The organism is Nocardioides anomalus, assembly GCF_011046535.1.
Taxonomy (GTDB): Bacteria; Actinomycetota; Actinomycetes; order Propionibacteriales; family Nocardioidaceae; genus Nocardioides; species Nocardioides anomalus.
On record NZ_CP049257.1, the window covers coordinates 4,350,946 to 4,374,964 of the forward strand.

The window sequence follows — 24,019 nt, forward strand, 5'->3', positions numbered from 1 at the left end:
GCTCGCGACGGACCGTGTCGACGTGCACGGTCCGCCGCGAGCGGTGTGCCTCGACGAACGGGGGGGGCCGTTCGACGAGGCCGTTCGATCATCTCAGACCGTTGGCACATTTGTTACCCGCCACCGGCAACTTCTTGCGGTCCGCTGCGGCCGCTGTCTGCCCAGGGAGGACAGCGGCCTACGCGTCGGTGCGGGCGCGCGACGGCGCGATCCCGCTGCAGGCGGCCGCGCGGCGGTAGGCGTCGAGCGCCTCGTGCACCGAGCCCGCCTCGTCCAGCGACGCGGCGAGCCGGAACCACAGCTCGGCGGCCGAGCGGTCCTGGGCCTGGGCCTCGAGCGCCTCGGCGGCGGCGGCGTGCTGTCGGGCCGCGTCGGCGTCGTCACCCGCGACTGCCGCGGCCTCACCCAGGAACAGCCGCACCTCCACGTCCAACCGCGCGACCCCCCGGGGGAGGTCCACCAGCACGGCCCGGCCGGCCTCGCGCGCGCCCTCGACGTCGCCGGAGAGCAGCTCGGCCCGCGCCAGGTGGAGGCGGTTCCGGCACAGGTCGACCTGGCTGGCGCTCGACCAGGACAGCATGGCCTCGGCCGCCTCGAGGTTGGTGCGGGCCTCCTCGACCTCCGGCGGGTCCAGGCGCAGCAGGAGGATGCCGAGCTCGGAGCGCAGGCGCGCGAGGTTGCGGTTGTCCTCGGCGTCCTCGAGCAGCCGCAGGGCCTTCGCGGCCAGGGGGACGGCCGCGGCCACCGCGCCGCGCTCGGACTCCACGATGCTCGCGTTCCAGTACGCCGACGCCTTGGCCACCGGCGTGCCCAGCTCCTCGGCCCGCTCGATCGCGCGCCGGCACAACCGGGCCGCGTGGGCCGCGTCGCCGCGCAGGAAGTGCGCCGCCGCCACCGTCACCGTGAGCTGCACGGCCTCGTCGGAGCCCTCCAGCCCCAGCCCCTGCAGCGCCTCGAGCTCCCGCTCGCCGGTCTCCACCGCGCGGCCGAGGTCTCCGCTCTCGCGGTAGCAGCGACTCAGCGCCACCGCCGCGCGCACCGAGTCGGCCGAGCGGTCGCCCACCTCGGCCCGGAAGTCCTCCAGGGCGATGATCGCCTCGTCGAGCCGCCCCGTCGCCTCCAGGGCGGTCGCGTGGGTGAGCCTGGCGCTCTGCACCAGCCCGGTGTCCGCGACGGGGGTGGCCGCCAACGCCGCGAGGAGCTCCTCGAGCTGCAGCAGCGCGGCGTCCGGCGATCCGCCCCGCAGCGTCAGCTCCGCGTGGTCCAGCGCCACCTGCATCCGGGTCAGCGTGGGGTCCGGGGCACCGGTGAGCAGGGCCAGCGGTGAGGCGTTCAGCCGTTCGGCCAACCGGAGCAGCACGGAGAGGTCCGGGCGCCGCTGGCCGGACTCGATCCGCGACACGTAGCCGACGCTCGCCGCGCCGTCCGCCAGCTGGGTCTGGGTCAGTCCCGCCAGCAGGCGAGCCTGCTTGAGCCGTGCCCCCAGGGCAACCGGCTCGACGGTCGCCAACAGCTCAGCGAGGTCGTCCGGCACGCGCACATTGTGCACGGGCTCCCTGTGGGGACGCTCGGCACGCTCGGCCCGGAGACGCAACAGCCGCAACCGACCGAGGTCGACTGCGGCTGGAGAACGGGTGGAGATGCTCTGCGCGCCCGTAGGGATTCGAACCCCAAACCTTCTGATCCGTAGTCAGATGCTCTATCCGTTGAGCTACGGGCGCTCGTCCACGGCACTGTCGTACCGAGGGACTCGCACGAGGATAGCCGAGCGTCCCGGCGGCTCCGAATCGTGCCTGCACCGCCCCGGCCGAACGGCCGTGGTGCCCGCTCGCCAGCCGCCGGACGAGGCGCCGGGAGCAGTGTGATCCAGGTCATGGGGCTTGGACCGATCCAATATGTCCGGGCTCCGTACAGATGTAGCGTCCGAGGCCTCCGAGTCGCCGACAACGTTGCCGCGCGAGCCCTCCCACCGCGAACCGCACGAGGACACGAATGACAGCCACGCAGGACGCACCGACGGACACGACGCTCACGAGCAGCGCCCCGACGACGCACCAGGGGATCCTCGACTTCGTCGCCGAGGTCGCCGCGATGACCAAGCCGGCCCGCATCCAGTGGTGCACCGGCTCCGACGAGGAGTGGACCGAGCTCACCGACGCGCTCGTCGCGACCGGGACCTTCACCCGGCTCAACCCGGAGCTCAAGCCGAACTCCTTCCACGCCGCCAGCGACCCGATCGACGTCGCGCGCGTGGAGGACCGGACCTACATCTGCTCGGTCGACGAGAAGGACTGCGGGCCCACCAACAACTGGATGGCCCCGGACGAGATGAAGGCCATCATGCGCAAGCTGTACGACGGCTGCATGGCCGGGCGCACGATGTACGTCATCCCGTTCGTCATGGGTCACCTCGACGCCGAGAAGCCGATGTTCGGCATCGAGCTGACCGACTCGGCGTACGTCACCGCCTCGATGCGCGTCATGGCCCGGATGGGCTCGCAGGTGCTGGAGCGCATGACCGAGCTCGACGCCGACTTCGTGCCCTGCATCCACTCCGTCGGCCACCCGCTGGCCGAGGGCGAGGCGGACGTGTCGTGGCCGTGCAACGACACCAAGTACATCGTGCAGTTCCCCGAGGAGCGCGCGATCTGGTCCTTCGGCTCCGGCTACGGCGGCAACGCGCTGCTCGGCAAGAAGTGCTACGCCCTGCGCATCGCCAGCGTCATGGCCCGCGACGAGGGCTGGCTGGCCGAGCACATGCTGATCCTCAAGCTGACCAGCCCGCAGGGGGTCACGAAGTACGTCGCGGCGGCGTTCCCCAGCGCCTGCGGCAAGACCAACCTCGCGATGCTCGAGCCGACCGTCCCCGGCTGGAAGGTCGAGACGCTCGGCGACGACATCGCCTGGATGAAGATCGGCGAGGACGGCCGGCTGTGGGCGGTCAACCCGGAGTACGGCTTCTTCGGCGTCGCGCCCGGCACCAACGAGCACACCAACCCCAACGCCATGAAGACCATCAACAAGGGGAACTCGGTCTTCACCAACGTCGCGCTCACCGAGGACGGCGACATCTGGTGGGAGGGCCTGGAGAACCAGCCGGCCCGCGCCACCTCCTGGAAGGGCGAGCCGTGGACGCCGGACAGCGACGAGCTGTCCAGCCACCCCAACAGCCGCTACTGCACCCCGATCAAGCAGTGCGACATCCTCGCGGCGGAGTACGACGACCCGCGCGGCGTCCCGATCGACGCGATCCTCTTCGGCGGTCGCCGCCGCGACACCGTCCCGCTGGTCTTCGAGGCCCGCGACTGGGCCCACGGCACCTTCCTCGGCGCGACGCTCTCCTCGGAGACCACCGCCGCCGCGGTCGGCCAGGTCGGCGTGGTGCGCCGCGACCCGATGGCGATGCTGCCGTTCATCGGCTACCACGCGGGCGACTACTTCAACCACTGGATCCAGATGGGCAAGGACAACGACGAGGCCAAGCTGCCCCGCATCTTCTACGTCAACTGGTTCCGCCGCGACGAGGACGGCGGCTTCCTGTGGCCGGGCTTCGGCGAGAACAGCCGGGTCCTGAAGTGGGTCGTCGAGCGCATCGACGGCCAGGCTGCCGCCGTGGAGACCCCGATCGGCCACGTGCCGGCCCCGGGCGCCCTCGACGTCGACGGGCTCGACATGACCGAGGAGGCGCTCGCCGCCGCCTTGGCCGTGGACCCCGCGGAGTGGCGCGCGGAGCTGCCCGGCATCCAGGAGTGGTTCGAGAAGTTCGGCGACCAGCTGCCCACCGTGCTGTGGACCGAGCTCGACGGCCTCAAGGCGCGGCTCGACGCCTGAGCGCACCGACATGGAGAAGGCCCCCGACGCGAACGCGTCGGGGGCCGACTCATGGGATCAGGATGTCCGGCGCCGGGGGTGCGTGTGGGGGGCTCCCGGCGCCAGGACACTTTCCTGACGAAGTCTCGCGCGTGGGGGGCCTGTGCACTGACAGGTCGCGCTGAGCCAACACGGGAACTATAAGGCAAATCCTGGCAATCGCCAGCACTGGCCTGAACCAGTGTCCGGGCAGGCTGAAGGGGGCCGTGTCCCCCGAGACGGCCCGTCAGCCCCGTTGCTGTTCAGCTGTGGATGATCAGCAGCACCAGCCGCTGCCACCGGTGCGGGCCGAGGCCACGCCGCCGGGGGCAGCCTGCGAGAGGCCGAAGACGCTGAGAACGGCGACCAGGGTGGCGACGGCGAGACGGGCGGGCTTGCGGTTCATGTTGTGCTCCCTCAGAGTTGTGTGGGTCCCTCCCACACCGACGAGTCAAGAACAGGCAAGCGCCTCGCGCCAGTTCTGGCGTCACCAAATCGAGGGAATTGACACGAATCAGCACATTTCAGGGCAAGATGTGGTGTATGGCTCCTGAGTTGGCTCACGCGCTGACCACCGTCGACCCCTCCCAGCTCGGGGCGCGGATCAAGGCCACGCGCGTGTCGCTCGGCCTGACCCAGGCCGAGCTGGCCGGCAAAGAGGCATCGATCGCCTTCCTGTCGCGCATCGAGACCGGCCAGCGACGCCCAGGTCCCGAGCTGCTCGGATCCCTCGCAGAGCGCCTCGGCGTGACGGTCGAGTTCCTGGTCATCGGTGAGGGCTGGGAGGACGCCCGGCGCCTCGAGCTCCAACTGGACCACGCGGAGCTCTCCCTGGTGGGCGGCGAGGCGGAGCAGGCTCTGCTCCAGGTGCGCGACGCCCTGACCTCCGTCTCGTTGGACAACGTTCCAGGCGGACGCAATCGCGCTCGCTACGTCGAGGCTGCTGCCCTCGACACCCTGGGCCAGCCCCAGGCCGCCCAGGCCATGCAGGCGCTGCTCGCGGACGTGAGCGATCCCGCCATCCGACTCAAGGCAGCGACCGCGCTGTGCCGCATCTGGCGTGAGCAGGGCCAGCTCGAGCGCGCCATCGCGTGTGCTCGAGGCGAGCTCGGCGACATGGCCGATGGTGTCCTCGCGAGCGAGGAGGGCGTCCGCCTAGCCGTGACCCTGGCCGCCGCTCTCTACATGTCCGGCCGAACCGCTGAGGCCGCTGAGCTGTGTGACCGTGCCATCGCCGAGTCCGAGCGGCTCAGCTCTCCCCTTGCGCGCGCGTCGGCGTACTGGAACGCCTCCACCATCCGCGCCAACTCCGGCGACGTCGCCGAGGCGCTCACGCTCGCGAAACGAGCACTGCACCTGCTGGAGTCCACCGAGCGCGTGCGCGACCTCGGTCGACTCCGCACCCAGATGGTGTGGATCCAGCTGCAGACCGACGAGCCGCAGCTGGACGACGCCCGCGAGCAGCTCCGCCTGGCCGACACCGAGCTCGACTGGAGCGAGGCCGGCCCCGCGGACCGAGCGCGCAACCAGATCGTGCAGGCGAAGGCGATGCTCATGGCCGGAGAGGCCGAGGAATGCCGTGCGGTCGCCCAGGCCGTGCTCGCCACGGCCGACGACGACCTCGTCATCATCCGGACCGAGGCGCTGACGCTCCTGGGCCAGGCCGCTTGGTCGCTCGACGACCGCGAGGGCGCCCAGGCGTCGTACCGGCAGGCCATCATGCTGCTGACCGGCGCGGGTGCCGACCGCGAAGCGGCCCAGATGTGGTTCGAGCTCGGCACCCTGGCTGCGCAGGCCGGGCTGCTCGCGGAGTCGGCTGACGCCTTCCGTCGGGCCGCCGCCTCGACCGGCCTCAGCGCGCGCCTGCCTGTCGTGACCCAGCCGGCGACCAGCCCGCAGCAGACGCCGCACCACGCGCCCGCGGGGCGGTTCTGACCGATCGCCGTGCCGGGCTACGGGGCTGAGGAGCGCGCGCTCTTCGAGGACGACGCCACCAAGCTCTACGAGGAGATCTGCCAGCGCGGCGGGGTGGCGGTCTCGGACTACCGGATCGCCGAGGGCGGCGAGCTGCGGGCGGCGTTCGACCTGCTGGTGGAGATGGGCCTCGTCGTCCACGACAGCGAGCAGGAGGCGTGGGTCCCGGAGGACCCGACGACGGTGCAGTCGCGGATCGTCTCGCCGCTGAGCCAGCAGGCGGCCAAGTTGCTGGCGGAGAGCTCGCAGTGGTCGTCGGCGTTCAGCCAGCTGACCCAGGCGTGGCGGCGGGCGCCGCAGTCGTCGTCGCGGGGACCGTTCACCTACCTGCGCGACAGCGCGATCGACTCCTTCCTGGAGCAGATCGTGGCCGAGTGCGAGGAGGAGACCCTCACCGCGCAGCCGCAGGCGGGGCGCGACCCGCGGTTCCTGGCCATGGCCGCGCTGCGCGACACCGAGATGCTCGAACGCGGGGTCAAGATGCGCACGCTCTACCAGCACAGCGCGCGGCGCAGCTCGGTCACACACAAGTACGTCGCCGCGGTGACGTCGCGGGGCGCCGAGGTGCGCACGCTGGACGAGTTCTTCAACCGGATGATCGTCATCGACCGGCGGATCGCGGTGATCCCCAACCAGGAGGACCTCTCGGTCGCCGTGGCGATCCGCGAGCCGGCCGTCGTGGCCTACCTCGTCGACGTCTTCGAGCGCTCCTGGGAGCGCGCGCGGGCCTTCACCAACCGCGAGACCTCGCTGATGAAGGACATCGCCATCGAGCAGCGGTCGATGACCATGCGGATGCTCATCGAGGGCCACAGCGACCCGGTCAGCGCCAAGCGGCTCGGGGTGAGCCCGCGGACCTACGCGGGCTACGTGGCCGACCTCAAGGCGGAGTACGACGCCGCGACGCGCTTCCAGCTCGGCTACGTGATGGGCCGGATGGGGGTCAGCGGCCACGAGGAGCCGGACGACGAACCGGCGGAGTGAGCGCGTGGCCCACCCCGCCGGTTCATCCGTGCCGCGGGAGTTCCGTGTGCACCCGCGGACATGTCACGAGGGCAGCGACCTGACGGTCACTGCCCTCGTGCCGTTGAGACGGGCCTGGGGGGTAGGCACTGGACCGGACAAGTGGGGGAAAGTCGGGTCCTCGTCTCAAATCTGTGTGGGGGTCAGCGACCCCAGCTGGTGTCCTTGAAGAACGTCGACACCGTCGGCGAGTCGTCGGCGTGAGCCGGCACGGCGCTCGCCCCGATCAGTCCGGCCGAGACGGCGACGGCGCCGATCACGACGGCCACCCTGCGCACGAAAGTCTTCATCGTCGTACCCCACTCTGCTGTTCCGAGGGCCCACGGAATGGCCCTGCTCAGGTAGTCTCCCCGGAGGTCGCCGAAGCGGGAGAGTCCGGCGTGCCTCATAAACCTGCATTGCAAAAACATGCAGTTGGCGCGCGCTTGACCAGGCCGTCCTGTCGCCTTGCAGAACGTCGCTGAGGGCCGCACACGAGAACGTGGGGCCACCCCGAGACCGCCGAGACACCCGTACCGAGTGCAGTGTGCACCACGGGACCGACGATGCCAAGCATGCCTGACGCCCGGCGCGGCGACGGCTCCCACCCGGACCGGGTGGGAGCCGTGGCGCTCGGCGGAGGCGGAGGGATTTGAACCCTCGATGGGGTTGTAGCCCCAAACCCGCTTAGCAGGCGGGCGCCATAGACCGGACTAGGCGACGCCTCCTCCGCGGAGCAGGCTACAAGGACCGCGCGGCGAGCGCCGAATCGATCAGGAAGTGCCCTCGGTCGGCTGCCGGAACGGCCGCAGACCGTGACCGCGCTGCAGGCGCTCCTGCAGCTCGCGCACCAGCGCGTCGCGGTCCACGGCCAGCACCCCGACCGGGAGGGTGGTGGTCCGCCCGTCGCGCAGGCGCAGCTGCAGGCAGGCGACGTCGTGGCGGTACGTCGTGACGGCGTCCTCCACGGCGTTCCACCGAGCCGTGGCCACGCCGGCGCCCCGGACCAGGCGCACGCGGTAGCCGTCGTCGGTGCACCGCAGCACCCACGCCCTGGACCGCAGCCACCAGCCCGTCACGGCCACCGCCGCCACGCCCACGACCGCGAGCACGACGACGACCAGGAACGGCCAGCCGGCCAGGGCCACGACCGCCGTACCGACGAACAGCACCACGGCCACGACCACCAGGCCCAGCCCGACCAGGCGCGCGACGACCGCCGGCGCGAGGCGGTAGACGGTGGGCTCGGTGGGCACCCGACGATTGAACAGGGCGACCCCACACCACCCGGACGCGGGGTTGTCCGACTGAGTGACCTGGGTCACACTCGGGGGATCCCCGGCCGAGGAGGCCGCCGTGCCCGTGCCCGTCCCACCCGCGCTGCCCGCAGCGCTCCAGGCGCTGGACGCCGCCCTGGATGCCCCCCGCCGCCCCGGCGTCGCCCTCGGCAACTGGCGCTGGGTGGTGCGCCAGCGCATGGGCGCGGTGCGCGACGCGCTCGTGGGCGAGGCCGCCGGCTCCGACGACGGCTGGCTGGCCGCGCGCGGCGGCTCGGCCTTCCGCGAGCGCAACGCCCTGCTCGCCCGGCTCGGTGCCTTCGGCCCCGCGATCCTCGAGACCTCCGACGTCGAGGCCACCCGCGCCGAGCTCAAGCGGCTGCTGCTCGACATCCAGCGCCACGTCCAGCGCCTGCACGACCTGGCCTACGACGAGGTCGAGCTCGAGCTGGGCGGCTCGGAGTAGCGGGAGCGTTCACGTCCTAGGCTGACCCCGGTGCCGTCGCTCGCGACGGCTCCGGAGGGGTGCCGGAGTGGCCGATCGGAACCGCCTTGAAAGCGGTCGCTGGCAGAGATGTCAGCCGCGGGTTCGAATCCCGCCCCCTCTGCTCCTCACCGCCTGCCCGCGAGGGCGGCGATCGCCTCGTCGATGACTTGGCAGTCGGCGTCGGTGAGCGGACGGTCCCCCGTGCCGCGAGGCCCGCCGGAGAGCTCCTGGCAGTCGCCGGACGCCTCGGTGAGCGAGGCCAGCAGCTGGTGTCGCGCCTCCCCCGCGGTGGGCGGCTCCGGGTCCGGCGTGCTCTTCTGCGTGGCCGCGCACGCGCTGTCCTCCAGGTCCGGCCCGACGGCGCCGGCGGTCCGGGCCTCGGCACAGGCCTGGGCGACGCTGATCTTGTCGGTGCGCGGGCTCGACGCGGCGTCCGCGCCCAGGGCGAACACGACGAGCCCGACCAGGATCGCGACGTACGACGCCTGCGCCCAGCCCCCGGTCACGGCCCGCGTCGCGCGCCCCCGGACGACGGCGAGCTGCCCCCGCGCCAGGGCCTGCTCGACCTCGAGCTTCACCTCGTCGGCGAGGGCCGTGCGGCGCTCGGCCTCCGAGGTCGAGGAGGCGCGCGAGGCCGACTGGCGCAGCGCGCGCTCCCGCTCCTCCAGACCGGGCAGCGACTCGTAGCCGAAGCGTCGTGCGGCGGCCACGAACACCCGCCTGACGTTCGCCCGGTCCTGCTCCGCGACGCCGTCGAGGCTGGAGTCGACCACGGCGGCGTCGCCCACCTGCATGAGCTGGGTGGCGATGAAGACGGCGCCGATCCCCGCGGCCAGCAGACCGAGGACGGCGGCGGCCGCGCCCACCCAGGAGCCCCACGTGCTGAGCGGGAAGACGTCACCGATCCGCGTCAGCCCGACGGCCCCGGTCCCCACGGTGGCGAGAGCGGCCAGGCCCTTGCCGAACAGGTCGACGCGGGAGCGGAGGGAGTCGGCGAGGGCCCGGACCTCCTCGGGTGAGCGGCCGCCGCTCGGCACTGTGTCAGTCACCGGACGCCTGCCCGTCCTCGTCGGCGGTCTCCACGGCCGGGTCGACCGCGGGTCCGGTGAGAACACGCGGCGTGGCGACCTCGGTGAGCCCGGCCAGGTCCTCGCGCGACTCGACCTCCCGGGCGCGCCGGCCGAGCCGCCGCGTGCTCTCCGACAGCAGGTCGACCTCGTCCAGGAAGGACTCCGTGGTCCGGTTCACCCTGCTCGTGTCCCCGAAACGACCTCGCGCCGTCTCCAGCGTCCTGGTGGCCAGCGACGCCAGCTGGGTGGACGGCGGCCGTCGCGACTCCGGGCCGTCGGCACCCCCTCCCGCGTCCTCCCGGTCCTCCTCCGCCCGCCCGCGTGCCGCGTCCAGCTTCGCGGCCAGGTCGGTCCGGTAGGCCCGCTCCGCCTCGTCGCCGGCGGCGACCGCGCGGGCCAGCTCCAGCTCGAGTCGCTTGCGGTCCCGGTCGATGGTGGCGATCGACTCCTGCAGCCTGGCCAGCGACTCGATCGCCCGCGCCGCCGCACCGAGCGACTCGAGCGTCTCCGCGGGCAGTGCCGTCTTGCCCTGGGCGACGTGCTTGACGTCCTCCCGGGGCGCGAGCACCCGCGCGCGCACCACCAGGTCGGCGCAGCCGCGGTGCTGGTCGCGGGTGGCCTCGGCGAGGACGCGCCAGTCGGAGACCAGCTCGTCGAGCACCGTGGTGCGCGTCCCCGGCTCCGCAGTCGACGCCTTCGCGCTCCGCGCCTGGGCCAGACGCGTCGCACGCCGGTCGATCGCGGCAGCGATCGCCCAGGCCCGATCGGCCGCACGCTGGAGGTCCCGGGTGGCGAGCTCCCAGACGGTGCCGGCGACCGCCTCCCCGGAGCTCGGCGCCGGCGGCTCGGCCACCAGGTCCGCCAGCCACTTGAGCAGCTGCTCCGCCTCCGACGTCACGCTCATGGCACCCTCCCTGGGTCCTGCGAACAGTGACAGGGGCGGGGACCGGGCGGTATGGCCCGATGTGGCTAGTCCGCCAGCACGATCTCCACGAGGACGTCGCCCTCCTGGACGACGTCGGCGGGGGGCGATCTTGACGGCGCGGACCGTGCCGGCGTCCTCGGCGATGACGGGGATCTCCATCTTCATCGACTCGAGGATGACGACGGTGTCGCCGGCGGCGACGGCGTCGCCGGGCTCGACCGAGACGGTGAGGACGTTGGCCACCATCTCGGCGACGATCTCCTGCACGCGCTCCCGGGCCATGAGGGCAACCTAGAGCAGAGCGGCGGAGCGCGGGGGCTCGGGGCGCACGGCGCCCGCCTCCTCGAGGCGGCGGCCGCCCTGGCCGCGGGAGCCGGTGAGGTGCAGGTCGACACGGATGACGACGAAGCCGAGGACCAGGCCGACGACCAGGCCGTAGAGCACCGAGAGGCCGCACTCGAGCAGCGAGATGGCCGGGTTGACCAGGGCGTTGGCGACAGGGGCGGTGGCCGCGACGCCGAAGGCGCAGAGCCACCAGCCCTGGCGACGGCGGGCCCGCATGTGGCAGCCCCAGGCGAGGGCGGGCACGCCGAGGACGGTCTCGATCGGGCGGGGGAAGGCGCCGAGGTGGTCGCGCGACCAGCGCACGCCGTCGAGCAGGTGGTCGACCAGGCCGGCGCTGCCGTAGCGGCGCAGCATCTCGGCGTACAGCAGGGTGACGGCGAGCACGACGGCGCCGATGGCCACCACGACCACGCCGCGGCGCCCGAGGCCGTGCAGGCCGGCGCCGAGGCGGTAGACCACGGCGAAGGCGCCCAGGATGGCCAGAGCTAGCGTGACGTACTCGAAGCGGACCACCGAGACGACCGGGTCGAAGCCGACCGTGGCCAGCGCGCCGATGCCGGCCACCAGCACGGCGACCGCGCACTCGCGGGCGGCGCGGACGAAGCGGACGGCCGGCGTGGTCAGCATGACCGCGAGCACGGCGGAGACCACGCACGTCATCACCGCGGCCCCGGTGCGCAGGTGGTCGTTGTCGACCACCAGGACCGCGAGGCCGACCACGAGAGAGAGCACACCGAAGACGACGGGCCGGCCGCCGGTGCGGGCGGCCAGGGCCCAGGAGTACGCCGTGACGACGGCGACCGCGCCGACGCCGTCGAGCCACGAGGGGCCGACCGGGACCAGCGCGGCGACGAGCGCGGCCAGCCCGAGCCCGACGACGACCAGCCACACGCCGGCCAGGACCCGGCTCTGCACCGGCTCGTGGTCGGGGACCGTGACGGTCAGCTCGGGTGCGGCGGCCGCGGGCGGCCCGGCCACCACCTCCTCGTGCACCGGCTCCTCGACGTAGGCCGCCGGGGCGGGCGAGAGGACCGCCGGGCGCACTCCCACCCGCTCGTGGCGCGTCGCACGGCGACGAGGGGCGGTCCTGGGCACGACAGGACAGGTTACAGAGCCGTCGAAGGCAGCCGTCGGTTGGCGAGCGAGGGGTTGGTGCGCCGGGCCTGCTCGAGGACGGACGTGTCCAGCGTGGCCCGCAGCACCTCGGGGCCGTCGCCCGCCTCGGCCAGCACGTCGCCGAGCGGGTCGACGACCAGCGAGTGGCCGGTGTAGCGCGGACCGGGCTGAGCGGCCGCGACGACGTACACCGTGTTCTCGATGGCCCGGGCGCGCACCAGCGTGCGCCAGTGGTCGACCTTGCGCTCGCCGGCCACCCAGGCCGAGGGGGCGACGAGCACGTCGGCACCGCGGTCGACGAGCAGCCGGGCCAGCTCGGGGAAGCGCAGGTCGTAGCAGGTCATCAGCCCGACCCGGAACCCCGCCACGGTGACCAGGACCGGCGCCAACGGGCCCGCGCTGAGCGCGTCGGACTCGCGGTAGCCGAAGGAGTCGTAGAGGTGGATCTTGCGGTACGCCGCACGAGCCGCGCCGCGGACCAGCAGCGTGTTGTAGGGCCGCGTCGGGTGCTCGGAGCGCTCGAACATCCCGGCCACCACCGTGGTGTCCCGCTCGGCCGCGACCCGGGCCAGCTCGGCGCCGAAGGGACCGTCCGGCGCCTCGGCGTACGGCGACACGTCCGAGCCGGCCTGACCGAAGTCACGGGCGAACGCCTCGGGCAGCACGACCAGGTCGCTGCCGGCCGGGACCAGCGCGGCGAGCCGCTCGCGGTTGCCGGCCGGGTCCAGCCCGGACGCCTCCTGCACCACGGTCACCGACAGGCTGCTCACCCGCCCAGGGTGCCACCGGGGCGAGACTGGGGCCATGCCCTTCACCGCGGTGGTGCTGGCCGGCGGCACCGCGGCCCGGCTCGGCGGGGCCGACAAGGCCTCGGTCGAGCGCCAGGGCCGCACCCTGCTGGTCTGGGCGCTGGACGCGGTGGCCGAGGCCGACGAGGTGGTCGTCGTCGGCGACCCGGTGCCGACCGGGCGACCGGTCACCTTCGTGCGCGAGGACCCGCCGTACGGCGGCCCGGTGGCCGCGCTGCTCACCGGCCGCGACGCACTGAGCGACGCGCGTGGACAGGTCGTGGTGCTGGCCTGCGACATGCCCTACGTCACCGCCGCGACCACCGCCCGGCTCCGCGCCGCGGCGGCGGGCCGGGACGGCGCGGCCCTGGTCGGTCCGGACGGGCGCCGCCAGCTCGCGCTCGTGCTGGACGTGGGCCGCCTCGACGCGGTGCGGCCGACGCCGGAGGACCAGCACGGCCTGGCCCTGCACCGGCTCCTCGCGCCCCTCGACCTGGTCGAGGTCCCCGCCGAGGGCGAGGAGCACCGCGACGTCGACACCTGGGCCGACGTGCGGGACCTGGGCTGAGCCCGTCCGACTCTTGCGGGTCGCGGCTCGCAGGGCGAGTCTGGAGCGGTGAACCTCCACGACTGGATCGACGAGCTGAGTGACGTCCTCGAGCTCGAGGACGTGGAGGTCGACGAGGGGCTGCTCGCCGACCTGACCAAGACCGCCGCCACCAACGTCGAGAAGCTGGCCGCGCCGGTCACGGCGTACCTCCTGGGCCTCGCGGTGGGCGACCGCCACGCCGACCCGGCCGAGGTCGAGCGGCTGGCCGCGCGCGCCCAGGCCCTGGCCGAGGGCTGGGACCGGCCCGCCGGCGCCCGCGACCCCGACGACGTCGACGACGACGTGCCGGACGACGCGACGGTGGACCACAGCGGCGAGGTGTACGACGACGACCGGGCCGGGGAGCTCGTCGACGACTGACGTGCGAGGCTGGCGGCATGCGCGCCGTCTTCGCCGACGGGGCCGGCGGCCCCGAGGTCCTCGTCGTCCGTGACCTGCCCGACCCGTCGCCGGGTCCGGGTGAGGTCGTCCTGGAGGTCGCGGCCGCCGGGCTGAACCGCGCCGACCTCCTCCAGCGCCAGGGCTTCTACCCGCCGCCGCCCGGCGCCTCCGACGTGCTCGGCATGGAGTGCTCCGGCACCGTCGCCGCCGTCGGCGAGGGCGTCGACGGCTGGTCGGTCGGCGACCAGGCGTGCGCGCTGCTGTCGGCGGGCGCCTACGCCACCCACGTCACCGTCCCGGCGGGCCAGCTGATGCCCGTACCGACTGGCGTCGGGCTGGTCGAGGCCGCCGCGCTGCCCGAGGTCGCGTGCACGGTCTGGTCCAACGTCTTCATGCTCGCCCACCTCGCCGCCGACGAGGTGCTCCTCGTGCACGGCGGCGCCGGCGGCATCGGCAGCTTCGCCATCCAGCTGGCCAGCGCGGCCGGGGCGCGGGTCCTCACCACCGCGGGCACCGCGGACAAGCGCGCCTTCTGCGAGTCCCTCGGCGCCGAGCGCGCGATCGATTACCACGACGAGGACTTCGTCGCGGTGGTCAAGGAGGTCACCGACGGCCGGGGCGCGGACGTCGTGCTCGACAACATGGGCGCGTCCTACCTCCAGCGCAACGTCGACGCCCTGGCCACCGAGGGCCGCCTCGTCGTCATCGGCATGCAGGGCGGCACCAAGGGCGAGATCGACCTCAGCACGCTGCTGCGCAAGCGCGGCGCGGTCCTGGCCACCACGCTGCGCGCCCGGCCGGCCGAGGAGAAGGCGGCGATCTGCGCCTCGGTCGTCGAGCACGTCTGGCCCCTCGTCGCCGACGGGGCGGTCCGGCCGATCGTGGAGGGCACCGTGCCGCTCGACGACGTACGTCGGGCGCACGAGCTGATGGAGTCCGGCTCGCACACCGGGAAGATCCTGCTCACGGTGTGAGTGGGCCCGGTGGTTACCGTGGCGGCATGACGGAGCAGGGCGACCAGCAGCCGGACCACCAGCCCGACCAGCAGCCCGACGCGCCCGCCGAGGGCGAGCGCCAGGTCGTGGTCATCGGCCCCGACGGCCAGCCGATGGGCTCGGTGCCGGAGTCGGCCCTGCAGGCCGTGGCGGCCGCCGCGAACGGCCAGGACGGCGAGGACGGCGAGCGCGCGATCACCGACCTGGTCGAGCAGCCGGCCAAGGTGATGCGGATCGGCAGCATGATCCGCCAGCTCCTCGAGGAGGTGAAGGCCGCGCCCCTCGACGAGGCCAGCCGCAACCGGCTCAAGGAGATCCACCAGGCCTCGATCCGCGAGCTCGAGGCCGGGCTCGCGCCCGAGCTGGTCGAGGAGCTCGAGCGGCTGACCCTGCCGTTCTCCGACGACCAGACCCCCTCCGACGGCGAGCTCCGCATCGCCCAGGCCCAGCTCGTGGGCTGGCTCGAGGGGCTCTTCCACGGCATCCAGACCGCGATCTACGCCCAGCAGATGGCGGCCAAGATGCAGTTCGAGCAGATGCGCCGCGGGTTGCCCGCCGGCGCGAGCGGCATGCCGGGGCCGCAGGCCTCGCCCGGGCAGGGCGAGCCCGGCGCCCAGCCCGGCGACTCGGGCGGGATGTACCTCTAGGGCCCGTCCCTAGCCGAGCCGGCGGCGGATGCCGCCGACGACGAGCAGGCCCAGCAGCCCGACGATGACCAGCGCGGCGCCCGGGGCGGCGGCCCGGCTCAGCGACTGCGGCGCCGAGGTGTCGACGGGCTCGAAGACGGCGTGCTCGGTGGGCGGGGCGATGGGCGGCTCGCCCTCGCCGAGGAGGTCGCCGACCTCGCCGAGGACCTTGTCGTTCTGCACCCGGGTGCCGCTGTCGCCGGCGGCCACCCAGGGCTCGCCGGTGCCGCTGACGAAGAACATGTACTCGCGGTCGACCTCGAGCGCTCCCAGGCTGCACGCGCCGCGCAGGCGGTCGGTCTGCACCTGCACGGTCTCGGTGCGGATGCCGCCGCGGTAGACCATGTCCACGGTGATGGTCTGCAGGTAGACCGCTCCGGGTTGGCCGTCGGGCCGGGGCTGCTGGGTCTGGTCGCTGACCGTGCCGCTGAAGACCGCGGTGGCCTTCTTGGCGCTGTCCTCGACGGTGATCGGCGCGCAGGTCGGCGCCTGCTTGGCACGGTCCGCCGCGTGCGCCGGCGCGAGCGGCGCGAGGGCGAGGAGCGCCACCAGCACGACCCCGACCACCCGGCACAGGGCGGTCAGCGGGCGGCGGAGCACCCGTTCATCACAACAGATCACAGCGCGAAGATGCCAGCCAGGACGGACGCGACACCGTCCTCGTCGTTGCCCGGCGCGACCCGGTCGACGGCGGCCAGGACGCTCTCGTGGGCGTTGGCCATGGCGTACGGCGTGCCCGCCCAGGCCAGCATCGGCAGGTCGTTGGGCATGTCACCGAAGGCCACGACCGCCTCCGCCGGGACGCCGAGCGAGTCGGCCAGCAGCGCGAGCGTGGTGGCCTTGGTGACCTCGTAGGCGCTGATCTCGAGCAGCGTCGTGGTGGAGGACCAGGTGATGGTGACCCGGTCACCGATCGCCTGCTCGGCGGCGTCCCAGAACTCCTGCGGGCCGAGCTCCTCGTGCCGCGCGAGCAGCTTGACGACCGGCGCGTCCGCGATCTCGGCCAGCGGCGCCCGGCGCACGTCCTCGGGCATGGGGTGCCGCTCCATGAACTCAGGCTCCAGCGCGATCCCGTCGAGGGTCTCGAGGGCGAAGACCGAGCCCGGTACGGCGGCGCGCAGGTCCGCGCACACCTCCAGCACGGTCGCGGGGTCGATCTCGCGGCGCAGCCGGGGCTCGTCGGCGGCGACGTCCCAGACCAGGGCGCCGTTGGAGACGATGGCCAGGCCGTGGTCGCCGACGTGCTCGAAGACCTCGCGCGCCCAGCGCAGGGGCCGGCCGGTGACGAACACGACCGGCACGCCGTGCGCCTCGACCGCCGCGAGGACCGACCGGGTGTGCCCGGAGATGCTGCCGTCGGAGCGGACCAGGGTGCCGTCGAGGTCGGTGGCGACCAGCCGGGGCGTCACGCCGGCGCGGGGGCGGGCCGGACCGCGCGCGGGCGGACCATGACCAGCTCGCCGTCCTCTGTGCTGCCGCGCAGCTCGGTGAAGCCGCACTTGGCCAGCACCCGGATGCTCGCGGCGTTGCCGGGCAGCACGCTCGCGCGGAGCCGGGCGCCCTCGGCCTCGGCCGCCGCGACCATGGCGGTGAGCGCCTCGGTGGCGTAGCCCCGGCCGCGGGCGTCCTCGACCAGGCCGTAGCCGACCTCGACCTCGGGTGCCCCGTCGGCCGCCGGCTGCGGCGGGCCGAAGAAGCCGATGGACCCCACCGTCACGCCGTCGACGGTCACCGAGCGGCTCGACCACGGGTCGCCGTCGTGCCAGAGCGTGGCGGCGTCGCGGTCGTCCTCGCGCGGGAACTGCGGGTGCCAGCCCGGGAGGTGCGCACCGCCGCGGATGGCCTCGACGTCGGCCGCGCTCCACAGCGGCAGCCGCAGCCGGGCGGTGGCCAGCTCGGGCGCGATCACGGGAACCACCGGGCGAGCTCGAGCGCGGCTCCGTCCTCGGCGACGGGCGCCGTGACGTCGTCGGCCGCGTCGATCACCTGCTGCACGGCCTGGCCCATGGCCACGCCCCGCCCGGCCCAGCGCAGCATCTCGATGTCGTTGCGGCCGTCGCCGATGGCGAGCACGTCCGAGGCGTCGACGCCGAGCCGGTCGGCCACGTGGGCCAGCCCGGACGCCTTGGACACCCCGCGCGGGGCGAGGTCGAGCCAGGCGGTCCAGCCGACGACGTACTCGGTCGGGTGCAGGCCCAGCTCGCGCGCGAGGGTGATGAAGTCCTCGGCGGTGGCCTCGGGGTCGCGGATGATGACGCGGCTGACGGGCTCGGCCACGATGTCGGCGACGTCGGTGAGGATCATCTCGCCGGTGAGCTCGCCGACCGGGAAGTCCTTGCTCACGCGGTAGCCGACCCCGCGCTCCTCGACCGCCACCATCGCGCTCGGGCGCCGGTCGAGGACGGCCTGGACCGCGGGCGCGGCGTCGAAGGTCTCCTCGAGCACCACCTCGAGCGGCGGGTAGCGGAAGACCACGGCGCCGTTGCTGGCCACGATCCAGGCCCGCTCGGTCAGCTCGTGCAGGCCGAGGGTGTCGGCCATCGCGGTCATGCCGTGCGGCGAGCGGCCGCTGGCCAGCACGATCTCGGCACCGGCCTCGCGCGCGCGGCGTACGGCGTCCGCGACCGCGGGCGAGACCTCCGGGTGCGGGGCGCCGGTGTCCTCGATCCAGGACAGCAGCGTCCCGTCGATGTCGAGCGCGACCAGGCGGGGGACCCAGCCGTCCGGTGCCGCCTCAGTCATGGAGGGGCTTCAGCACCTCGAGGCCGCCCATGAACGGGCGCAGGGCCTGAGGGACGGTGACCGAGCCGTCGGCGTTCTGATGGTTCTCCAGGATCGCGACGATCGCGCGGGTCGAGGCGCACAGGGTGCCGTTGAGGGTGGCCACCGGGCGGGTGCCGCCCTGGTCGGCCGGGAACCGGCCGCGGATGTCGAGCCGGCGGCTCTGGAACTCGGTGCAGTTGGAGGTCGACGTGAGCTCGCCGTACCCGCCGCGGCTGGGGATCCAGGCCTCGCAGTCGAACTTGCGGGCCGCCGACAGCCCGAGGTCGCCCGCCGCGGTGTCGATGACGCGGTAGGAGAGCTCGAGCTTGTCCAGGAACTCCTTCTCCCAGGCCAGCAGCCGCTGGTGCTCGGCGTCGGAGTCCTCGAGCGTGGTGTAGACGAACATCTCGACCTTGTCGAACCAGTGCACCCGCCAGATGCCGCGGGTGTCGCGACCGTGCGAGCCGGCCTCCTTGCGGAAGCACGGGCTGAACGCCGCGTAGCGCAGCGGCAGCGCGCCGACGTCGAGGATCTCCTCGGAGTGGAAGGCCGCCATCGGCACCTCCGACGTGCCGACGAGGTAGAGGTCCTCGCCCTCGATCCGGTAGACGTCGTCGGCGGCCTGGCCCAGGAAGCCGGTGCCCTCCATGGCCCGGGGGCGCACCAGCGACGGCGCCGCGACCTGGATGAACCCGGCCGCGCGGGCCTGCTCCATGGCCAGGTTGACCAGCGCCATCTCCAGCTGCGCGCCGACGCCGGTGAGGAAGTAGAAGCGCGAGCCGGACACCTTGGCGCCGCGCTCGACGTCGATGGCGCCGAGCATCCGGCCCAGCTCGAGGTGGTCGCGCGGCTCGAAGCCCTCGGCGGCGAAGTCGCGCGGGGTGCCGACGGTCTCGATGACCGTGTAGTCCTCCTCGCCCCCGGCCGGCGCGTCGTCGTGGGCCAGGTTGGGGATCGAGAGCATCGCGCCCTGCCAGGCGTCCTCGGCCTCGGCCTGGGCGGCCTCGGCCGCCTTGACCTCGGCGGCCAGGTCCTTGGTGCGGGCCAGCAGGGCCTGCTTCTCCTCGCCCTGGGCCTGCGGGATCTGCTTGCCCAGCGTCTTCTGCTCCCCGCGCTTGGCCTCGAAGGTCGCGATGGCCTGGCGGCGGCGCTGGTCGGCGGCCAGGGCCTCGTCGACCACCGCGTCGGACAGCCCGCGCTTGGCCTGGGCGGCACGCACGCGGTCGGGCTGGTCTCGCAGGATGCGGGGATCGATCACGTCGGCAAGGCTAGTCGGGCGGTCCGGGGCACCTCACCCGAGATTGCACAGGAGGGGCCCCGTCATACTTCTGACGTGCTGGACCGCCCCCGCCTCGTGCTCGCGAGCTGGGCCGGCGTCTGCTTCGTCCTGTTCGTGGTCGTCCTCGTCACCGTGGTCCAGGGCTGGGGCCCGGTGGCGACCTTCGACGAGCGCGGCAGCCCGGCCAGCGACTGGGCGGTGGACTCCACCGGCTTCCGCGACGTCCTGCGAGTGGTCGAGGTCATCTTCGACACGGTGGGCCAGACGCTCATGGTCCTGCTCGTCACCGTGCTCATGCTCGCGCGCGGCCACCGCCGCGCGGCGGCGTACGTCATCGGCGTCACGCTGACGACCTTCGTCGTCACCCAGGTCCTCAAGGCGCTCGTCGGCCGCGCCCGTCCGGAGTGGCAGCTCGAGGACGCCCTGCTGTCGAGCAAGTCCTTCCCGTCCGGCCACGCGTCGTCGACCACCGCCCTCTGCGGCGTGCTGATCGTGCTGGTGGTGATGCTCGTCCGCCGCGGCAACGTGCGCCGGCTGCTGTACGTCCTCATCGGTCTCGTCGACGTGGCCGTCTGCCTGGACCGCGTGCTGCTCGGCCGGCACTTCCCCTCCGACGTGGTGGGCGGCTTCCTGCTCGGCACCGGCATGGTCCTGCTGGGGCTCGCCGTCTACAGCCCGCTCCCCCGCAGCCACGCCGAGCTGCTGCCCGACCTCACCGCGTCGCCGTACCCCACCTCGCGCCGGCTCTCGGTCATCCTCAACCCCTCCAAGGTCGAGGACGTCGAGTCCTTCCGCGCCATCGTCACCTCGATGGCCGCCGAGGCCGGCTGGTCGCCCGTGACCTGGCGCTACACCACCGTCGAGGACCCGGGCGCCGGCATGGCCGAGGCCTCCGCCATCGAGGGCGCCGACCTGGTCATGGTCTGCGGCGGCGACGGCACCGTGCGCGAGGTCTGCGCCGAGCTCGCCGGCACCGGCATCCCGATCGGGATCATCCCCGCCGGCACCGGCAACCTGCTGGCCCGCAACCTGGCGATCCCGCTCTTCCTCCGCGCCGCCATCGACGTCGCCCTCACCGGCCAGGACCGCGCCATCGACATGGTCCACGTCGAGGGCGACGGCATCGCCGACGACACCTACTTCATGGTCATGGCCGGCATGGGCTTCGACGCCGCGATCATGGAGGGCGTCAACGACGAGATCAAGGCCCGCGTCGGCTGGATCGCCTACGTCCTCTCGGCCCTGAAGTCCCTGATGTTCCCCGCCGCCAAGCTCGAGGTCTCCGTCGACGGCGCCGAGTTCACCACCCACCGCGCCCGCACCATCGTGGTCGGCAACGTCGGCTACCTCCAGGCCGGCATGCCGCTCCTGCCCGACGCCGCCATCGACGACGGCATGCTCGACGTGGTCCTCCTGCACCCGCGTCGCTTCCTGTCCTGGATCCCCCTGGCCTTCCGCGTCCTGGCCAAGCGCTCCCGCACCGACGAGCTGGTCAACCGCATGACCGGCCGCACGGTCGCCGTCCGGGCCTCGACCGACACCCCGCGACAGCTCGACGGCGACTCGATCGGAGCCGGTCGCGAGCTGCGCATGGAGTGCATCCACGGACGGGTCCTCGTCCGGGTCCCGCGCTGACCCTGGGGTCTCTCCTCGCACGGCCCTGTTGTGGGCTCGTCCGTCGCCATTTCTCGCTGCTCGGGTGATCAATTGCGTAGCGGCCGCGCGCTCACCACCCCGACTCCCGCTGTCAAGGGCGCTACGCGCCACTTCGTGGCGGACGGCGGCCTTCGGCGAGTGGTCCGTCCTTGACAGCGGGACCCGGTCGGGGCGGTAAGACGCGCTCAAGGGCGGGGCACGCCCCGCCCGCAGTGCGCGGCCGCCTCTGGCGGCCACGCTGCGGTCCGCCTGCACGCACTTGTAACGCTCAGTTACGGGAACTGTCGACCCGTTGCAACGGGTCGGAAGATCCGACAACTGCGCGTTACAAGTTCTCGGCGGCGCCGGCCGCGGGAGCCCGCACCGCCCCCACCCACCCACGTGAGGGCGGAGGCGAGACGGTGCCGCCGCCAGACCAGGCCGCCTGTGGGCTGACCCGGCCACCGCCGGGCCGGGGTTCGCCGTCGAAGGCTGAATCCGCGGCGTGGGGCACGCATGCCCAACGCAAGAGGGCTGGGAGCAGTCGCGTGCAACACGGCGTCGGTTGCCTTCGGCGGCGAACACCGGATCCGGCGGTGGCCGGGTCAGTCCACAGGCGGCCGGACCCGAGAGCCCGCACCACGAGACACAGCACCTAGACCTCGAACCAACTAGACCAGCGAAATCCGAAGAGCCCGCCGCAGCGAAGACCACTCGACATCACACTGAGACTGAAAGGCCTCACCATGAACCTCAGCTCCCTCCGCCGTACCGGTGCCGCCGGTGCCGCCCTCGTCGCTCTCTCGATCGGCCTCGCCGCTTGTGGCGACGACTCCGACAGCAGCTCCGACACCACCGCTGGCGACACCAGCAGCGACACCAGCTCGTCGGCCGCCGCGTCGCCGAGCGAGGAGTCCAGCGCCGCTGCGCCGAGCTCCGACGCCGCCTCCGGCGACGCCGCCGCCCAGGTCTTCGGCCCCGCGTGTGACGCGGTCCCGGCCGACGGCAAGGGCTCGTTCAACGGGATGGTGACCGACCCGGTGGCCACCGCCGCGTCGAACAACCCGCTGCTCAAGACGCTGGTCTCCGCCGTGGGCGCGGCCGGCCTGGTCGACACGCTGAACTCGGCGCCGGCCCTCACGGTGTTCGCGCCGACCGACGACGCATTCGCCAAGATCCCGGAGAAGGACCTCAAGTCCGTGCTGGCCGACAAGGCCACGCTGACCGCGATCCTGACCCACCACGTGGTCGGCGAGCAGCTCGACCCGACCGCGGTCGTGGGCGACCACGACACCCTGAACGGTGACACCGTCTCCGTGACCGGTGACGCCGAGTCGGGCATGACCGTGGACGGCACCGCGAAGGTCCTGTGCGGGAACATCCCGACCGCCAACGCGACCGTGTACGTCATCGACTCGGTCCTGATGCCCACCAAGTGACCTTCCACCAGGAAGACTGAGCACGTGGACCAGCTCCGGCCGGTGCCCGACGGCGCCCCCTCGCAGGAGGGGGCGTCGTCGCCCGCACCTGATCTCGTGGACCTGCTCCGCGCCTGCGGGCGCGGGGACGAGTCCTCGTTCGCCCAGCTGTACGACGCCACCTCGAGCCGGGTCCTCGGCCTCGCGGTGCGCGTCGTGCGCGACCCGGCCCAGGCCGAGGAGGTCGCCCAGGAGGCGTTCCTGGAGATCTGGCGGATGTCGGGACGCTTCGACCCGGCCAAGGGCAGCCCGCTCGGGTGGCTGCTCACCATCGTCCACCGCAAGGCCGTCGACCGGGTCCGCTCGGCCGAGGCGTCCACGCGGCGCGACACGACGTACACCCAGCGCAACCAGCCGGTGGACCACGACGCCACGGCGGAGGCCGGCCTGGCCTCGCTGGAGGCCCAGCGGGTCCGCGGCGCGCTGAGCACACTGACCGACGTCCAGCGCGAGGCGCTGGAGCTGGCCTACTTCGGGGGCTACACGCACACCGAAGTGGCGAGCATGCTCGACCTTCCGGTAGGGACAGCGAAGACCCGCATCCGGGACGGACTCATCAGACTTCGAGACACCATGGGGGTGGGGGCATGAGTGACATTCATGCTCTCTCGGGCGCGTACGCCGTCCACGCGTTGGACGAGGACGAGCGCAGCGAGTTCGAGCGACACCTGGCCACGTGCGACACCTGTCGCGCCGAGGTCGACTCGCTCGCCGAGACCGCGGCGCTGTTCGCCGAGACCACGCTGGGCACGCCGCCGGCCTCGCTGCGCGAGCGTGTGCTCGCCGACATCAGCACCGTGCGGCCCCTGCCGCCCGCCCTGCCCGAGCAGGCCAGGCACCGGGCGGACGACCGGACGGAGGGTCCGGCGGACGAGCCGGCCGCGACCGTGGTCGCCCTCGCGCCACGCCGGCGCCGGCGAGTCGCCAGCTTTCTGGCGGCCGCTGCGGCGGTCGCCGCGGTCGGGACCGGGATCGCGGTCACCCAGCTGAACGACGACGCGCCGCAGGACACCTTCAGCGCGATCGCCCAGGCGCCGGACGCCCGGACGTTCACCACCGAGCTCGGCAACGGCGGCAGCGCGACGGTCGTGGTCTCCAAGCAGCGCAACGAGGCCTACATCGAGGCCAAGCGGATGCCGGCCGCGCCGTCCGGGAAGCAGTACGTCCTGTGGCTGCAGCACGACGGGACCATGACCCAGGCCGGCGTGATGCCGGAGGGTGCGGACAGCAAGGTCAAGCTCAGCGGCGACGCGGCCACCGCGGACGGCGCGGCGGTGAGCATCGAGGACGCCGGCACCGCGCCGACCCAGCCCAGCGACGACGTGGTCGCCGCGTTCTCCTTCGACGCCTAGGACCGAC

General features: G+C 73.2%; 25 protein-coding genes and 3 tRNA genes. 13 read left to right on the forward strand and 15 right to left on the reverse strand.

Annotated features, from left to right (window positions below):
* Nucleotides 1–178: 178 nt before the first annotated feature.
* Both G5V58_RS21670 and G5V58_RS21675 read right to left on the reverse strand, forming a co-directional pair.
* Nucleotides 179–1,534, reverse strand: a complete 1,356-nt coding sequence (locus G5V58_RS21670) for a helix-turn-helix domain-containing protein (RefSeq protein WP_165237185.1) — start codon at nucleotides 1,532–1,534, stop codon at nucleotides 179–181.
* Between the two features lie 114 nt (nucleotides 1,535–1,648).
* Nucleotides 1,649–1,721 (reverse strand) — tRNA-Arg (locus tag G5V58_RS21675).
* A 271-nt stretch (nucleotides 1,722–1,992) separates the two neighbouring features.
* Between G5V58_RS21675 and G5V58_RS21680 the strand changes: the two genes are divergently transcribed.
* On the forward strand, nucleotides 1,993–3,831 hold the full coding sequence (locus tag G5V58_RS21680) for a phosphoenolpyruvate carboxykinase (GTP) (RefSeq protein ID WP_165237187.1): 1,839 nt from the start codon (nucleotides 1,993–1,995) through the stop codon (nucleotides 3,829–3,831).
* 295 nt (nucleotides 3,832–4,126) lie between these two features.
* On the opposite strand, the gene G5V58_RS26490 is transcribed toward G5V58_RS21680, so the two are convergent.
* Nucleotides 4,127–4,255, reverse strand: a complete 129-nt coding sequence (locus G5V58_RS26490) for a hypothetical protein (RefSeq protein WP_268991243.1) — start codon at nucleotides 4,253–4,255, stop codon at nucleotides 4,127–4,129.
* A 98-nt stretch (nucleotides 4,256–4,353) separates the two neighbouring features.
* On the opposite strand from G5V58_RS26490, the gene G5V58_RS21685 reads away from it, so the two are divergent.
* Nucleotides 4,354–5,784, forward strand: coding sequence for a helix-turn-helix domain-containing protein (locus tag G5V58_RS21685; protein ID WP_165237189.1), 1,431 nt, complete (start codon nucleotides 4,354–4,356; stop codon nucleotides 5,782–5,784).
* Nucleotides 5,785–5,793: 9 nt separating this feature from the next.
* Nucleotides 5,794–6,807 (forward strand): phospholipase D-like domain-containing protein, encoded by a 1,014-nt coding sequence (locus tag G5V58_RS21690; protein WP_165237191.1) that lies wholly within the window; start codon nucleotides 5,794–5,796, stop codon nucleotides 6,805–6,807.
* Nucleotides 6,808–6,989: 182 nt separating this feature from the next.
* On the opposite strand, the gene G5V58_RS21695 is transcribed toward G5V58_RS21690, so the two are convergent.
* From G5V58_RS21695 to G5V58_RS21705, 3 genes are all read right to left on the reverse strand, one after another.
* A complete protein-coding gene (locus tag G5V58_RS21695; RefSeq protein ID WP_165237193.1) occupies nucleotides 6,990–7,136 on the reverse strand; it encodes a hypothetical protein in 147 nt (48 codons plus the stop codon).
* A 326-nt stretch (nucleotides 7,137–7,462) separates the two neighbouring features.
* Nucleotides 7,463–7,553, reverse strand: a tRNA-Ser gene (locus G5V58_RS21700).
* Nucleotides 7,554–7,598: 45 nt separating this feature from the next.
* Nucleotides 7,599–8,081, reverse strand: coding sequence for a hypothetical protein (locus G5V58_RS21705; RefSeq protein ID WP_165237195.1), 483 nt, complete (start codon nucleotides 8,079–8,081; stop codon nucleotides 7,599–7,601).
* Nucleotides 8,082–8,181: 100 nt separating this feature from the next.
* Here G5V58_RS21705 and G5V58_RS21710 point away from each other — a divergent pair, with 100 nt between their 5' ends.
* Nucleotides 8,182–8,568, forward strand: coding sequence for a hypothetical protein (locus tag G5V58_RS21710; protein ID WP_230486834.1), 387 nt, complete (start codon nucleotides 8,182–8,184; stop codon nucleotides 8,566–8,568).
* A gap of 53 nt (nucleotides 8,569–8,621) precedes the next feature.
* Nucleotides 8,622–8,710 (forward strand) — tRNA-Ser (locus tag G5V58_RS21715).
* Between the two features lie 4 nt (nucleotides 8,711–8,714).
* Here G5V58_RS21715 and G5V58_RS21720 read toward each other — a convergent pair.
* From G5V58_RS21720 to G5V58_RS21740, 4 genes are all read right to left on the reverse strand, one after another.
* Complete coding sequence (locus G5V58_RS21720) at nucleotides 8,715–9,638, reverse strand: hypothetical protein (protein WP_165237197.1); 924 nt, start codon at nucleotides 9,636–9,638, stop codon at nucleotides 8,715–8,717.
* Nucleotides 9,631–10,866, reverse strand: coding sequence for a biotin/lipoyl-binding carrier protein (locus tag G5V58_RS21725; RefSeq protein ID WP_329957541.1), 1,236 nt, complete (start codon nucleotides 10,864–10,866; stop codon nucleotides 9,631–9,633). The genes G5V58_RS21720 and G5V58_RS21725 overlap by 8 nt, the downstream gene beginning before the upstream one ends.
* A 9-nt stretch (nucleotides 10,867–10,875) precedes the next feature.
* Complete coding sequence (locus tag G5V58_RS21735) at nucleotides 10,876–11,973, reverse strand: hypothetical protein (RefSeq protein ID WP_230486835.1); 1,098 nt, start codon at nucleotides 11,971–11,973, stop codon at nucleotides 10,876–10,878.
* Nucleotides 11,974–12,035: 62 nt separating this feature from the next.
* Nucleotides 12,036–12,815 carry a carbon-nitrogen hydrolase family protein gene (locus G5V58_RS21740; protein WP_230486836.1) on the reverse strand — a complete coding sequence of 260 codons (780 nt, stop codon included), beginning with the start codon at nucleotides 12,813–12,815 and terminating at the stop codon, nucleotides 12,036–12,038.
* A gap of 34 nt (nucleotides 12,816–12,849) precedes the next feature.
* On the opposite strand from G5V58_RS21740, the gene mobA reads away from it, so the two are divergent.
* Genes mobA through G5V58_RS21760 form a run of 4 tightly spaced genes read left to right on the forward strand, consistent with a single transcriptional unit; the run spans nucleotide 12,850 to nucleotide 15,466 of the window.
* Nucleotides 12,850–13,401, forward strand: a complete 552-nt coding sequence (mobA, locus tag G5V58_RS21745; protein ID WP_165237202.1) for a molybdenum cofactor guanylyltransferase — start codon at nucleotides 12,850–12,852, stop codon at nucleotides 13,399–13,401.
* 48 nt (nucleotides 13,402–13,449) lie between these two features.
* Entirely contained in the window at nucleotides 13,450–13,803 is a 354-nt protein-coding gene (locus G5V58_RS21750) for a DUF6457 domain-containing protein (protein ID WP_165227626.1), read from the forward strand.
* 17 nt (nucleotides 13,804–13,820) lie between these two features.
* Complete coding sequence (locus tag G5V58_RS21755; RefSeq protein WP_165237204.1) at nucleotides 13,821–14,798, forward strand: NAD(P)H-quinone oxidoreductase; 978 nt, start codon at nucleotides 13,821–13,823, stop codon at nucleotides 14,796–14,798.
* A gap of 26 nt (nucleotides 14,799–14,824) precedes the next feature.
* Nucleotides 14,825–15,466 carry a bacterial proteasome activator family protein gene (locus G5V58_RS21760; RefSeq protein WP_407939642.1) on the forward strand — a complete coding sequence of 214 codons (642 nt, stop codon included), beginning with the start codon at nucleotides 14,825–14,827 and terminating at the stop codon, nucleotides 15,464–15,466.
* 9 nt (nucleotides 15,467–15,475) lie between these two features.
* Here the strand turns inward: G5V58_RS21760 and G5V58_RS21765 are convergent, their stop codons facing one another.
* The 5 genes from G5V58_RS21765 to serS are packed head-to-tail and all read right to left on the reverse strand — an operon-like array spanning nucleotide 15,476 to nucleotide 19,526.
* Nucleotides 15,476–16,105 (reverse strand): hypothetical protein, encoded by a 630-nt coding sequence (locus G5V58_RS21765; RefSeq protein ID WP_165237206.1) that lies wholly within the window; start codon nucleotides 16,103–16,105, stop codon nucleotides 15,476–15,478.
* Nucleotides 16,106–16,122: 17 nt separating this feature from the next.
* Nucleotides 16,123–16,914, reverse strand: coding sequence for a Cof-type HAD-IIB family hydrolase (locus tag G5V58_RS21770; RefSeq protein ID WP_165237208.1), 792 nt, complete (start codon nucleotides 16,912–16,914; stop codon nucleotides 16,123–16,125).
* Entirely contained in the window at nucleotides 16,911–17,414 is a 504-nt protein-coding gene (locus tag G5V58_RS21775; RefSeq protein ID WP_230486837.1) for a GNAT family N-acetyltransferase, read from the reverse strand. The genes G5V58_RS21770 and G5V58_RS21775 overlap by 4 nt, the downstream gene beginning before the upstream one ends.
* Nucleotides 17,411–18,211, reverse strand: a complete 801-nt coding sequence (locus G5V58_RS21780) for an HAD family hydrolase (RefSeq protein WP_407939762.1) — start codon at nucleotides 18,209–18,211, stop codon at nucleotides 17,411–17,413. The genes G5V58_RS21775 and G5V58_RS21780 overlap by 4 nt, the downstream gene beginning before the upstream one ends.
* 28 nt (nucleotides 18,212–18,239) lie before the next feature.
* Entirely contained in the window at nucleotides 18,240–19,526 is a 1,287-nt protein-coding gene (gene serS / locus G5V58_RS21785) for a serine--tRNA ligase (RefSeq protein WP_165237214.1), read from the reverse strand.
* Nucleotides 19,527–19,601: 75 nt separating this feature from the next.
* Here serS and G5V58_RS21790 point away from each other — a divergent pair, with 75 nt between their 5' ends.
* From G5V58_RS21790 to G5V58_RS21805, 4 genes are all read left to right on the forward strand, one after another.
* On the forward strand, nucleotides 19,602–21,182 hold the full coding sequence (locus tag G5V58_RS21790; protein WP_230486838.1) for a YegS/Rv2252/BmrU family lipid kinase: 1,581 nt from the start codon (nucleotides 19,602–19,604) through the stop codon (nucleotides 21,180–21,182).
* 746 nt (nucleotides 21,183–21,928) lie between these two features.
* A complete protein-coding gene (locus G5V58_RS21795; RefSeq protein ID WP_165237216.1) occupies nucleotides 21,929–22,621 on the forward strand; it encodes a fasciclin domain-containing protein in 693 nt (230 codons plus the stop codon).
* Nucleotides 22,622–22,645: 24 nt separating this feature from the next.
* Nucleotides 22,646–23,251 (forward strand): ECF RNA polymerase sigma factor SigK, encoded by a 606-nt coding sequence (gene sigK / locus G5V58_RS21800; RefSeq protein ID WP_165237218.1) that lies wholly within the window; start codon nucleotides 22,646–22,648, stop codon nucleotides 23,249–23,251.
* The gene (locus tag G5V58_RS21805) at nucleotides 23,248–24,012 is read left to right on the forward strand and encodes an anti-sigma factor (protein WP_165239466.1); all 765 of its coding nucleotides are present in this window, start codon (nucleotides 23,248–23,250) and stop codon (nucleotides 24,010–24,012) included. The genes sigK and G5V58_RS21805 overlap by 4 nt, the downstream gene beginning before the upstream one ends.
* The last annotated feature ends 7 nt before the right edge of the window (nucleotides 24,013–24,019 follow it).

Coding starts and splice junctions, on each gene's coding strand:
- G5V58_RS21680 (WP_165237187.1), top strand. CDS start 1,993: ATGACAGCCACGCAGGACGCACCGACGGACACGACGCTCACGAGCAGC.
- G5V58_RS26490 (WP_268991243.1), bottom strand. CDS start 4,255: ATGAACCGCAAGCCCGCCCGTCTCGCCGTCGCCACCCTGGTCGCCGTT.
- G5V58_RS21695 (WP_165237193.1), bottom strand. CDS start 7,136: ATGAAGACTTTCGTGCGCAGGGTGGCCGTCGTGATCGGCGCCGTCGCC.
- G5V58_RS21725 (WP_329957541.1), bottom strand. CDS start 10,866: ATGGCCCGGGAGCGCGTGCAGGAGATCGTCGCCGAGATGGTGGCCAAC.
- mobA (WP_165237202.1), top strand. CDS start 12,850: ATGCCCTTCACCGCGGTGGTGCTGGCCGGCGGCACCGCGGCCCGGCTC.
- G5V58_RS21755 (WP_165237204.1), top strand. CDS start 13,821: ATGCGCGCCGTCTTCGCCGACGGGGCCGGCGGCCCCGAGGTCCTCGTC.
- G5V58_RS21760 (WP_407939642.1), top strand. CDS start 14,825: ATGACGGAGCAGGGCGACCAGCAGCCGGACCACCAGCCCGACCAGCAG.
- G5V58_RS21795 (WP_165237216.1), top strand. CDS start 21,929: ATGAACCTCAGCTCCCTCCGCCGTACCGGTGCCGCCGGTGCCGCCCTC.
- G5V58_RS21805 (WP_165239466.1), top strand. CDS start 23,248: ATGAGTGACATTCATGCTCTCTCGGGCGCGTACGCCGTCCACGCGTTG.